Genomic DNA, 11,735 nt, shown 5'->3' with positions numbered 1-11,735 from the left:
TCCACAGAGCTCTTGACCTCCCAGGTCGTCAACCCGCCTAGACTACAGGCGTGACCCACGACGACGGCATCGACCACGTGCACCGCATCTCCATCGTGATCCCCGTCTACCAGGGGGCTCTCACGCTCGCTGCTGTGCTCGACGAGATCGCCCCCTTCACCCAGGACTTCACCACCCCGTCCGGCCACTCTGCCGTCGTCTCTGAGGTGCTCCTCGTGGACGACCACGGCCCCGACGGCTCGGCGGGTGTCATCCGCGAGCTCGCCGCGGCCCACGCCGTCGTCAGGCCGGTCTGGCTGAGCAGGAACTTCGGTCAGCACGCTGCGACGATCGCCGGCATGGCCTCCTCTGGGGGAGAGTGGATCGTGACGATGGACGAGGACGGCCAGCACGACCCTGCCGACATCGGGACGATGCTCGACGCGGCTCTGGCTGACCAGGCGACGCTCGTGTACTCCAAGGCGACCAACCCCGCTCCGCACGGGCTCGCGCGCAACTCCGCGTCGAAGCTGTCCAAATGGGTCGTCCGACTCGTCCTGGGCGACTCGAGGGCTACCCGCTACCAGAGCTTCCGCCTGATGCTCGGCGAGGTGGGACGATCTGTCGCCGCCTACGCCGGCGCGGGCGTGTACCTGGACGTCGCGCTCGGCTGGGTAGCGGGAGAGGTGACGACAGCGCCGGTCACGCTCCGTGCCGAGGGAGACCGGACCTCGGGCTACTCTCCTCGCAGGCTGCTCTCTCACTTCTGGCGCCTGGTGCTGTCGTCGGGAACCCGCGGGCTCCGGCTCGTCTCTGTCCTCGGAGCACTCACCGCCTGCTCAGGCGTCGTGTTCGCCCTCGTCGTCGTGATCAGCCGACTCGCCGGCGGGACCCTGCCGGCAGGCTGGACGTCGACGATGGTCGTCATCCTGCTGACCTCCGGCGTGACCCTCTTCTCTCTGGGTGTGGTGGCCGAGTACATCGGGGTCGCCGTGAACTCAGCGATCGGCAAACCCCCGTACCTCATCGTCAGCGACCCGCAGCTCGGCCCCCTGGGTCGCTCGTCCGCTGCTCGCCGCGCATCCGCGGCGCCCACCGAGCACGGTCGCTGACGCGTGACGGACCCGGCGACCCGGCCTGTCGTCCTCGTCCTCGGCGCGCGAGGACTCCTCGGCAGGGCTGTCGTCAAGGAGTACGCCCAGCGCGGCCACCCCGTCGTGCCAGCACAGGTCCGTTGGTACGACGACGAGGCCGCCACAGCCGACCTGCGTGCCGCGATCCGCGACCTGGTAGCCCGAGCCGACGGAGCCGGCTGGAGGGTGGTCTGGTCCGCGGGGGCAGGCGTCACCTCGTCCACCGTCGCTGAGCTCTCGAGAGAGCGCGACCGCCAGGAGACCCTCGTCGCAGAGCTGCTCTCACTGAGCGAGGACGAACGGCTCAAGGGCCGGGTGTTCTTCGCCTCGTCTGCGGGTGGCGTCTACTCGGGATCGGCGTACCCGCCCTTCACCGAGGACACCCGGCCCGTCGCACTCGCCCACTACGGACGGGCGAAGCTTGCCGGGGAGGCCCTGTTCACGACGCTTCACGCGGCTGGGATCGAGGTACGGATCGGTCGCCTGGCGAATCTCTACGGACCGGGCCAAGACCTTGCAAAACCTCAGGGGTTGATCTCTCAGCTGAGCCGGTCCCACCACACTGCCGTCCCGGTGAACATCTATGTCTCGCTCGACACGCTGAGGGACTATCTCTACGTCGACGACGCCGCCCGCTTGGTGGTCGACCTGGTCGAGCACGTCGACGACGAGGCCGGACCGGGCGCTGCGACTGCTGTGGTCAAGATCCTCGCGTCGGGCCGCTCCGTCTCGGTCGCGGCGCTCTTGGGCGAGATGAACCGGATCGTCAAGCGTCGCATCCCTGTGGTCCTCGCCGCGTCACCGCACTCCCGGCAGCAGGCGCGCGACCTCCGGCTCAGGTCCTGTGTCCTCACCGAGCTGGACGCGCGGCCGACGACGTCGCTCACCGTGGGAGTGGCAGCCACCAACGCCGATGTCGGCGCCCGATTCAGGTCACGAGACGTGTCGGGTCTGCGTCGGCTCGTCTGAGCCGAGGTCGAGGGGCGGGTGCACGAGAGTGACCGCCGGGCTGGTCGCCGCCCCGGGCCCGTACTGGATCTCTTTGACCCGCTCGAGCGTGTCCTCGAGGAGGACCCGGTTCGTGCGCTGGAGGTCGGCGATGATCAGCAGCGCGAAGGAGAGCAACGACCCGACGAGCATCCCCGTGCCGAAGATGAGCGACTGGACGTGCCCCGTCGTGTCGCCCTGGAACCAGAAGACCAGGAACCGCGCGAAGGGGATCACGGCGAGGACGCCGAAGACGACGCCCAGGGAGAGGAACACGGAGTGCGGTTTGAACATGATGTAGCTCCGGCTGATCGCGGAGGCCGACTTCATCATGTGCTGGCCGATGTTCTTGAAGAGACGGGACTCGCGCGTCTTGGGGTTTGTGGTGATCGGCACGCTCGCGATACGCAGACGCTTGTTGCCCGCCTGGATGATGGTCTCCATGCAGTAGCTGAACTGCGTCACCACGTTGAGCCTGAAGAGCGAGGCCCGAGAGTAGGCGCGGAAGCCGCTCGCGGCATCAGGGAGCTCGGTCCCGGCTGCCTTGTTGACCACCTGCGATCCCACGCGCTGCATGAGCTTCTTGAAGGGCGAGAAGTGCTGGATGGTCGCCGTCTGCCGGTCACCGATCGCGATGTCGGCATCGCCCCGCAGCAAGGGCTGCACGAGCGCCGCGATGCTCTGCTGCGGGTACTGGTTGTCTCCGTCGGTGTTGACGACGATGTCGGCACCGTGGCGGATCGCGTAGTCCACCCCGTCGCGGAAGGACCGTGCCAGGCCCATGTTCCGGGTGTGGAACACGAAGTGGTGCACCCCGAAGGCGCGCGCCACCTCGACGGTGCGGTCGGTCGAGCCGTCGTCGATGATGAGGATCTCGATCTCGTCGATCCCGTCGATCTTCGTCGGGATGGTCTCGAGCACCGACAGCAGGGTCCCCTCCTCGTTGAGGCAGGGCACTTGGACGAACAGTTTCATGTCACTCACAGGTCTCGGGGGGTTCTCTCCATCGTAGCGGCCCCCGAATCTGCGGCGGTCCCGCCGTCGGTAGGGTGTGGGGGTGACTGCGAACACCTCCCCGATGAGCGTCGCCCTGACCGTCGAGCAGCTGTGGCAGCCCGTGCCCGGCGGATCCGGGACCTACATCCGTGCTCTGACCGACGCGCTGGCCTCTCGTGACGACGTGTCGGTGGTCGGCGTCCGTGCACGACCGCACGGTCTCTCCCTCCCCCAGGACAGCCTCCCGGTCGAGGTGGTGGCCTCGCGGCTCCCGCGCAAGGCGCTGTACGAGTCCTGGGGTCGACTCCGACAGCCGGCACTGCCGCGTCCAGCAGGCATGCGCAACCTCCACCGCGGGTACGACGTCCTGCACGCCACCACCTGGGCCGTCCCGCCACGGACTGCACCGCTCGTCGTGACTGTCCACGACATCGCCTTCCTGCGCTCCCCCGAGCACTTCACGAGGCGTGGCGTCGCGTTCTTCGAGCGTGCCCTCGCCACCGTCCGGCGGGAGGCCGACCTCGTGATCGTCCCCTCGGAGGTGACCCGCGCTGACTGCGTCGACGCCGGGATCGACGCGGACCGCCTCCGCGTGGTCCACCACGGCACGAGGCCGTGGACCGTCACCGCGGCCGAGGTGGCAGCCTTCCGCCAGGCGCACGGCATCGGGCGCGACTTCGTCCTGTGGTGCGGCACCTTCGAGCCGCGGAAGAATGTCACGGCCGTCCTCGGTGCCTACGAGCGGTTGCTGGCCGAGGGCAGCGACCTGGACCTGGTCCTCGTGGGTCCCTCCGGGTGGGGCGGCACCTCGGAGCAGGTCCGACGCACGGTCGACGCCCTGCCCCCGGACCGGGTCCACCTGCTCGGGCGCCTGGACGACACCGACCTGCAGCGCGCCTATGCCGCCGCGAGCGCCTTCTGCTTCCCGTCGTTGTGGGAGGGTTTCGGCATGCCTGTCCTGGAGGCCATGAACCACGGCACCCCTGTCGTGACATCGCAGGGCACGTCGATGGCTGAGGTGAGCGGGGCGGGGGCGCTGCTCGTCGACCCGCTCGACGTCGACGCGATCGCCACCGCGCTGCTGCGCGCCACCGGCCCCGACGCCCCGGCCCTCGGGGCAGCAGGGCGCGCCAACGCGGCGTCGTACACCTGGGAGGCCAGCGCCCGGGCGCACGTGGCCGTCTACCAGGAGGCTGTCGCCCTCGGCGCTGACCGTGCCGGACGGGGGCGGCTGTGAACCACCCAGGCCCGACCACCGACCCGGTTCCGCTCCCGACGGTGCGGGCCGTCGTCGTCACGTGGAACGGACTCCACCTGATCCGGCCCTGCCTCGACTCCCTGCTGGCACAAGACCTCGAGCGAGGGCTCGAGGTCGTCGTCGTCGACAACGCGTCGTCCGACGGCACTGCCGAGATGCTCGCAGAGCTCTACCCGCAGGTCGAGGTGCGTGCCACCGAGGAGAACCTCGGCTTCGCGGGAGGTGTCGAGGTCGGCCTCGCCGGCCTGAGCACCGACTATGCCGTGCTGCTCAACAACGACGCGACCTTCGAGCCCGACGCGGTCCGGCGGCTCGTCGACCACCTCGAGGCACCCGGTCACGAGCGAGTCGGGGCGGTCACAGCGAAGATCGTGCTGACCGAGCACGACACGGACGGACGAACCCTCGTCAACTCGACGGGGAACATCCTCACCCGGGCCGGCGCTGCGACGGACCGCGACTGGTCGGCGCTCGACGGCTCGGAGTCGACCGACGTCGAGGTCTTCGGATTCTGCGGCGGGGCCGCGGCACTGCGGTCCACGGCGCTCGCTGAGGCAGGGGGCTTCGACGCCTCCCTCTTCCTCTACTACGAGGACACCGACCTCTCATGGCGGATGCGCGCGGCCGGGTGGGACATCCACTATGTCGCCCGTGCGCTCGCGCGACACCAGCATGCAGCGAGCTCTGACGCCGCGAGCCCGCTCTTCCGGTACTACAACACGAGGAACTCACTCCTGGTCTTCGGGCGTCATGCACCCCTCGGGGCCGTGATCCTGTCGCACGCCCGCCAGACGGCTGCGCTGCTGCAGCACTCCCTCCGCAGGTCCGAACCGCCCACGCTGCTGCGGGCCCGCCTGCGCGCACTGCTCGACGTCGCCCGCCGGCTGCCCCAGACAGCACGACAGCGCCGCACGACCTGGACAGGTCGTGCGGCGCTGAGGCGGACCGTGTACCGGGACGGGCTACGTCCCTAGCCCGGAGTTCCTCGGACGAGACGCCGGAGCCGACCCCCGACCCTGTTGAGAAGCTCCTTCGGCCCCCCGGCCGCCAGGTAGCCCTTGACCAGGCGCAGGTCCGAGGCGAAGTTCCACGGGGGCTTCTCGTGCGCCCGTGCGACCTGGTCTGGGTCTCCGAGACTCAGGGCGAGGTCAGGCGCCCTGCGCGGGAACCTGCAGAAGTCGACGAGCGGGGTGAGCACGTTCTTCCAGCGGTAGTCCTCCGCGAAGCGAGCGACCCCGCTCTTGACCTCGGCGATCGCCGCCTCGTCGAAGAGCATCTCCTCGAGGGCGACCTCGAGACCGTCGACGTCCTCGGGCTGGACGACACGTCCGAGGTTGTTCTCGAGGATCAGCGGACCGAAGGTGTCGCCACCTGTCGCCACGATCGGCAGGCCGGACCACAGGTAGTCGAGGATGCGCGTGCGGAAGCTGAAGGCCGTCTCGATGTGGTGGAAGTGCGTCGAGACCCCGAGATCGGCGTCCATGAGGTAGTCGGCACGCTCGTTGTAGGGCACCCAGCCGGTGTTGAAGAACACGTGCTTGCCGGTCAGGCCGAGCCTCTCGGAGAGCTGCTGCGTCTCCCACGCGATCTTCATGTCGGGCACGCCAGGGTTCGGGTGCTTGAGACCCATGAAGTACAGCTTCACCTCGGGGTGACGCTTCGCGAGGCGGTCGACCGCGTGGATCAGCGTCAGCGGGTCGAACCAGTTGTAGACGCCGCCGCCCCAGATGATGACCTTGTCGTCCACGCCGATGCCCGGGACCGTGCCCTTGATGGCGTGCTTCTTCTGCACAGGGTTCTGGTCGGAGATGCCGAAGGGCACCACGGAGATGAGCGAGTCGAGGCTCTCGTCCTCGTCGTAGACGAGGGCGTTGACGCGTCCCTGGCCGGCCATCTGCCCGAGCCAGAAGTCGCGCTGCTTGTCCGAGGCGCAGAGCACGAAGTCAGCGCGCTTGAGCTGCTCGTTGAGGATGCGGCTCGTCTCACGGATGGAACGGGCGCGCCCCTCTTCACCGAGGTCGCGGGCCTGCTCGAGCTGTTCGAGGTGCATGGGGTCGTACACGTCGGCGACGAGGATCTTGCTGCTGTCCTTGAGCCAGGGCGCACCCTCGAGGAGGAAGCCCTGGAAGATGATGATGTCGGCCCAGTCGGTGATCTTCTTGAGCTTGGGCCCCGCCTGGTAGAGGACCTCGAAGTCAGGGCTGGTGACGCGGGCGCCCGCCGTCGAGAGCAGCCTGACGTCGTGCTCGGAGGAGAGCGCCGTGGCGATCTCCCACGCGCGGATCGCCGGGCCGGCCATCCGCTCGAGCAGCGGTTCACCGGTGACGACGAGCACGCGGCTCTTGGACGTGAAGTGCTTGGCGACGCCGAACGCCTCGATGAGCACGTCGTGAGCGCTGTTGTAGCCCTCGATCGCGTACGCGGCCTCGATCGCGTGGCGGAACAGCGGGAAGACCTCACGGTCCGGGCGGCGACGGATCTTCTGCAGGAACTCCCGCGACTTCATGAGGGTGTCGAGGTTGTCCGTGAAGTAGTCGATCGCGTACGGACCCGTGAGGGCCATCTTCTGGATCTCGAGGGTGCCGACGTCGTCGCCGCCCGGCGAGCGCTGGAGGTCGAGGGCCGTCGCGTCGGTCTTCGTGCGGGCGAGCGAGCGGCGGACGGCGAGGGCCATCGCGGCGGGGAGCGCCTTGGCGAGCGACTCGTCGTCGAGGTTCTTGTACATCGACATGAGCGCGTTGCGCTCGAGGAGGTACGACTCGCGGAAGTTGCCGAACTTCTTCATCGTCACGTGGTGCTTGTGGAAGGCCAGCGACGTCGGCACGTAGCGCATGCGCCACCCGAGGATGTTGAGGCGCCACCCGAGGTCGACGTCCTCGTAGAACATGAAGAAGCGCTCGTCGAAGCCCCCGACCTCGCGGTACAGGTCCGCCCGTACGAACATCGCCGCACCGGTGCCGAAGAGCACGTCCTTGGGGACGTCGAACTCAGCAGAGTTCGGCTTCTCGGCCTCGCGCTTGTAGCCCATGCCGTACCAGGTGAGCGATCCGTCGGCGTAGTCGATGAGCTCACCCGACCAGTCGAGGACCTTGCTCGCCACGGCGCCGACCTGCGCGTCGGCCTCGAAGGCCTCGACAGCTGCGCGGATCCAGCCCGCGTCGGGACGCGCGTCGTTGTTGATGAACGCGACGTACTCGCCCTTGGCGTGCGAGACACCGAGGTTGCACCCGCCGGCGAAGCCTGTGTTCGACCCGGCGTCGACCACGACAGCGTGCGGGACCGCGGCGCGGATGGCCTCGACGCTGCCGTCCTGCGAGTCGTTGTCGACGACGATCAGCTCGAACTTGTCGCGCGGCCAGTCGATCTCGTCGAAGTACCGCAGGCACGTGATCGTGTCCTCGGCACCCTTGTAGTTGACGAGGATCACAGACACGACGCCCGGCTGGACGGCATCCTTGGGCAGGGCGATCGCCTCAGGGTTAGCAGACACGCATCCTCCGGGGAGTGGTTAGGGTGCCGACCTGCGTCGGCGTAGCCTGGCGGGCAGACCACTCATCGTAACCGGGGCGACCGCCCTCCAGACCCGTTCTGTATTGTGACTCTGGCTGTCCACGCCCTCCTCGGACAGCACCGAGAGCGAAGGACACCATGACAAGCACTCCAGCGGACCGCGCGGCGACGCTCGCAGAACAGCCTCTGCGCACCGCGGGCCCCAGGCTCGGCTTCGCCTCCGGGACCCTCTCGTCGATCAAGGACATCGTCGCCCAGCGTGAGCTGCTCGGGATGCTCGTCCGTCGTGAGCTCAAGGCTCGGTACAAGGACAGCTCGCTCGGCTTCCTCTGGACGCTGATGCGCCCGATCGCGATGCTCCTCATCTACTACATCGCTCTGGGCAAGTTCCTGGGTGCGGCTCGCAACATCCCTGACTTCGCGATCTTCATCTACACGGGACTCACCGCGTGGGGTTTCTTCTCGGAAGCAGTGACGGCAGGGACCGGGTCGGTCATCGCCAACTCTGGTCTCGTCAAGAAGGTCTACCTCCCGCGAGAGGTCTTCCCCCTGAGCGCGATCGGCTCCGCCCTGTTCAACTTCGGGGTCCAGCTCATGATCCTGCTCGCCGCGACGGCTGTCGTCGGTCGTTTCCCGACGGGTACGCGCTGGGGCTACTTCTTCATGGCCACAGCCATCCTCGTCCTCTTCGGGACAGCCCTGGCGCTCCTCTTGAGCGCCTGGAACGTCTATCTCCGAGACATCCAGTACCTCGTCGAGATCTTCGTCCTCATCTTCTTCTGGGTCTCCCCGATCGTGTACTCGTGGGAGCTCTTCGCGAACCAGGTCGCCAACGAGACGCTCCGAGAGCTCTACCTGTCCAACCCCATCACCCTCGCCGTGCTCGGGTTCCAGAAGGCCTTCTGGGTCGCCGGTGACGGAAAGCCGTTCCCAGACCATCTCTACTCACGGATGGGCATCGCCCTCGTCGTAGGGATCGTGCTGCTCTGGCTCTGCCAGCGTGTCTTCGCCCGTCTGCAGGCCAACTTCGCCCAGGAGCTGTGATGACCACCGTCGTTCAGATCGAAGGTCTCTCGAAGCACTTCGTCCTCCGCAAGGAGAAGTCGCTCAAGGAGCGAGTCGTCAACTTCGGGCGGTCGCGCAAGCACCGCGAGGACTTCTGGGCGCTGCGGGACATCGATCTGCAGATCGAGTCCGGGACGACGCTCGGGCTCATCGGCCCCAACGGCTCGGGGAAGAGCACGTTGCTGAAGATGGTCGGGGGGATCCTGCAGCCCGACAGCGGTTCCGTGAAGATCCGCGGTCGGCTCGCCGCCCTCCTCGAGCTCGGCGCCGGCTTCCACCCCGACCTCACCGGCCGCGAGAACGTCTACCTCAACGCCTCGATCCTGGGCCTCTCACGGGTCCAGATCGACCGGTACTTCGACGCGATCGTCGACTTCTCCGGGATCGAGGCCTTCATCGACACCCAGGTGAAGTTCTACTCCTCAGGGATGTACGTCAGGCTCGCCTTCGCCGTCGCCGTGCACGTCGACCCTGACATCCTCCTCGTCGACGAGGTCCTCGCTGTCGGCGACGAACCGTTCCAGCGGAAGTGCCTCGAGCGCATCAGAGAGTTTCAGGCCGAGGGTCGCACGATCGTCATGGTCACGCACGGACTCGACCAGGTTGCCGAGTTCTGCGACCGTGCAGTGGTCCTCGAGAAGGGTCGCATCGTCACGGACGGGACCCCTCGGGAGGCCCTGCGCACGCTCCGTGCGGACTTCGAGGAGGTCCGCCAGGAGGAGGTCGAGCGCAGGCAGCTCGCCGAAGAGCACACGCTGAACCGGGCGATCGCCCGGTTCACGGGCATCTCCCTCGCCACCTCCTCGGGTGTCACCAGCTCGGCCGAGATCGCGCCGGGTGAACAGCTCACCGTCCTCATGGAGACCTTCACCTCGGGTGAGGTCACCGACTTCAAGATCGGCGTGGGGATCGCAACCCCTCTGGGCACCGTCCTGTGGAGCACGACGACCGAGCTGCTCGGAGACGAGGTCCCCCCGATGCGTGGCACAGGGATGTACCAGTTCGCCCTGCGGGACATCCCGCTCACGGCAGGCGAGTACACCATCCAGACGACGCTCAGCGGGCTCGACGGGCGCGAGATCCACCATGTGCCGGCAGCTGCTCAGTTCTCGGTCGACGACACTCTCTCCAGCATCGGCCCAGTCCGGCTCGCCGCCTCGTTCGACGTCCGGGTCTAGAGCGGGCGCACCACGCACGAGACCGCTCCGGTGTCCCCGGCGCCGAGGATCCCGAACCCGACGAGCCCCGTGCAGCCAGACTGGCTGCGCGGGGCTCGTCGGTTGCGGGCGGTGTCTTGTCTCTACTCGACCTGACGCGGGTCCTTGACCCACTCGTTAGGGATGATCGTGTCCTGGGCGAAGGAGCTGAGGTCCAGCACGAGCTTCGCGGGTCGACCCTCCGGGTGGCTGACCCAGGTGTCGTCGATGCTCCAGAGGTAGCTCGACATCCCCCCGCCCTGGGTCCCGAGGAGTGCGATGCACCCGACCGACAAGAGCTTCATGGCGGTGCCGCTCCTGGCAGACGTCAGGGTGAAGATCTTCGTCACCCCAAGACCTGCCAGCACGACGAAGACCGGGAGCACGACCAAGAGGTACCGGCCGCTCACGGCGAGCGGGATACCCAGCGTCCGGAAGTCGGAGTAGTTCTGCACGAAGAGCACGACGATGTAGAGCATGCAGGTGGACAGCAGGAGGAGCGCACCGCGGTGCCGCCGGAGCACACCCAGCGACACGAAGATCGCCACGAGCACCGCCGCGATACCGACGTAGAGGATCAACCCGGTGATGTGAGGTCCTCGGGACTGCACGATCGAGTCCTCGAACACCACGCCGTACCAGGTGGAGTTCTTCAGCATGAGCGGGATCCAGTGCGCAGTGAGGTACGCGAGTCCTCCCAGCACAGAGGGAGCAGCGTCGGGGAACGCAGCGTCGAGCTCGTAGTTCCGCGCCCACGGAGCGTGCATCGAGCAGATGGACAGCGGGTGCACGTCCAGGCAGTCCGGCATGATCGACCTGTACAGCAGCACGTTGCCGACGTAGCGCTCGACGACGAGGGCGACAGCGAGCACGGCACCGAGCAGGAGGGCGATGTTGGCCACCCGTCGGCGTCTCTCTCCGTCACCGCTGAGGAACGCTCGCAGGCTCCCGGGTGGGGTCTGCCCACGCACGGAGATCTGCCGGACCAGGACTGCGATCCCGGCGATCGGCAAGAACGGCAAGAACGTGTACTTGGTGACGGCCCCGAGCCCCGCCCAGAGCAGGACGAGAGCCCATTCGCGCGGTGCGAACTGGTCCGCCTTGTAGAGGCGGACCACGCTGCGCAAGAACAACGGCGTGATGAGGAAGATGAGGTTGTCATAGTTGACGAAGGCTGCGAGGAAGACGATGAGCGGGGTCGCAGCGACCACCGCCATGCAGACGTTCGCCAAGGCGCGGCTCGCACCCAGCTCCCGGAAGAGCCACCGCCACGCGAGGAGACCCAACGACACCATGGTCACGGAGACGAGCCGCAGGACGAGGAGCTGGCGTCCGTCGTTGAGCCCGACCAGCTCGGTCACCCGCCACGGAAAGCTCAGCAGGTAGTGGTAGAGGTAGGACCCGTACCGCTCAGCATCTCCGAGCGGGCCGTCGGCTGCGACCTGCGTGATGAACGGGGTCCACCGCCGGCTGAAAGCCTCGACCGCGGCAAGGTGGTAGGACTCGTCGTAGATGACCTTGGACGATGCAGCGGCGATGATCGCTGCCTGCGCAGCGAACCAGAGGACGACGACGACGGCGAACACACGGCTCCCGAGGCCTCTGACGACA

At 67.6% G+C, this 11,735-nt stretch carries 9 protein-coding genes; 6 read left to right on the top strand and 3 right to left on the bottom strand.

Translation table 11 applies throughout. The features are described 5' to 3' along the window. The first annotated feature begins 50 nt into the window (after nucleotides 1-50). Together SANBI_RS04340 and SANBI_RS04335 are read left to right on the top strand one after the other, a co-directional pair. Nucleotides 51-1,091, top strand: a complete 1,041-nt coding sequence (locus SANBI_RS04340; RefSeq protein ID WP_319159298.1) for a glycosyltransferase — start codon at nucleotides 51-53, stop codon at nucleotides 1,089-1,091. A gap of 3 nt (nucleotides 1,092-1,094) precedes the next feature. Beyond that, on the top strand, nucleotides 1,095-2,081 hold the full coding sequence (locus tag SANBI_RS04335) for an NAD-dependent epimerase/dehydratase family protein (protein ID WP_319159295.1): 987 nt from the start codon (nucleotides 1,095-1,097) through the stop codon (nucleotides 2,079-2,081). On the opposite strand, the gene SANBI_RS04330 is transcribed toward SANBI_RS04335, so the two are convergent. Beyond that, nucleotides 2,046-3,074, bottom strand: a complete 1,029-nt coding sequence (locus tag SANBI_RS04330) for a glycosyltransferase family 2 protein (protein WP_319159293.1) — start codon at nucleotides 3,072-3,074, stop codon at nucleotides 2,046-2,048. The two genes, SANBI_RS04335 and SANBI_RS04330, sit on opposite strands and share 36 nt — an antisense overlap. Nucleotides 3,075-3,156: 82 nt before the next feature. Between SANBI_RS04330 and SANBI_RS04325 the strand changes: the two genes are divergently transcribed. After that, nucleotides 3,157-4,332 (top strand): glycosyltransferase family 4 protein, encoded by a 1,176-nt coding sequence (locus tag SANBI_RS04325; protein WP_319159291.1) that lies wholly within the window; start codon nucleotides 3,157-3,159, stop codon nucleotides 4,330-4,332. Beyond that, nucleotides 4,329-5,327 (top strand): glycosyltransferase family 2 protein, encoded by a 999-nt coding sequence (locus SANBI_RS04320; RefSeq protein WP_319159289.1) that lies wholly within the window; start codon nucleotides 4,329-4,331, stop codon nucleotides 5,325-5,327. Before SANBI_RS04325 ends, SANBI_RS04320 begins: the two co-directional genes overlap by 4 nt. Here the strand turns inward: SANBI_RS04320 and SANBI_RS04315 are convergent. After that, nucleotides 5,324-7,843: a glycosyltransferase gene (locus SANBI_RS04315; protein ID WP_319159286.1), complete on the bottom strand. Its 2,520-nt coding sequence runs from the start codon at nucleotides 7,841-7,843 to the stop codon at nucleotides 5,324-5,326. The genes SANBI_RS04320 and SANBI_RS04315 overlap by 4 nt on opposite strands. A gap of 158 nt (nucleotides 7,844-8,001) precedes the next feature. On the opposite strand from SANBI_RS04315, the gene SANBI_RS04310 reads away from it, so the two are divergent. Next, nucleotides 8,002-8,907, top strand: coding sequence for an ABC transporter permease (locus SANBI_RS04310; RefSeq protein ID WP_319159284.1), 906 nt, complete (start codon nucleotides 8,002-8,004; stop codon nucleotides 8,905-8,907). Next, nucleotides 8,907-10,106, top strand: coding sequence for an ABC transporter ATP-binding protein (locus tag SANBI_RS04305; RefSeq protein WP_319159282.1), 1,200 nt, complete (start codon nucleotides 8,907-8,909; stop codon nucleotides 10,104-10,106). The genes SANBI_RS04310 and SANBI_RS04305 overlap by 1 nt, the downstream gene beginning before the upstream one ends. Nucleotides 10,107-10,228: 122 nt before the next feature. On the opposite strand, the gene SANBI_RS04300 is transcribed toward SANBI_RS04305, so the two are convergent. After that, nucleotides 10,229-11,710, bottom strand: coding sequence for a DUF2142 domain-containing protein (locus tag SANBI_RS04300; RefSeq protein WP_319159280.1), 1,482 nt, complete (start codon nucleotides 11,708-11,710; stop codon nucleotides 10,229-10,231). Nucleotides 11,711-11,735: the final 25 nt, after the last annotated feature.

The sequence above is a fragment of the Sanguibacter biliveldensis genome (assembly GCF_033798665.1).
Classification (GTDB): Bacteria; Actinomycetota; Actinomycetes; order Actinomycetales; family Cellulomonadaceae; genus Sanguibacter; species Sanguibacter inulinus.
Note: the sequence above shows the minus strand (reverse complement) of the source record. Positions and strands in the feature narration are given on the sequence as shown.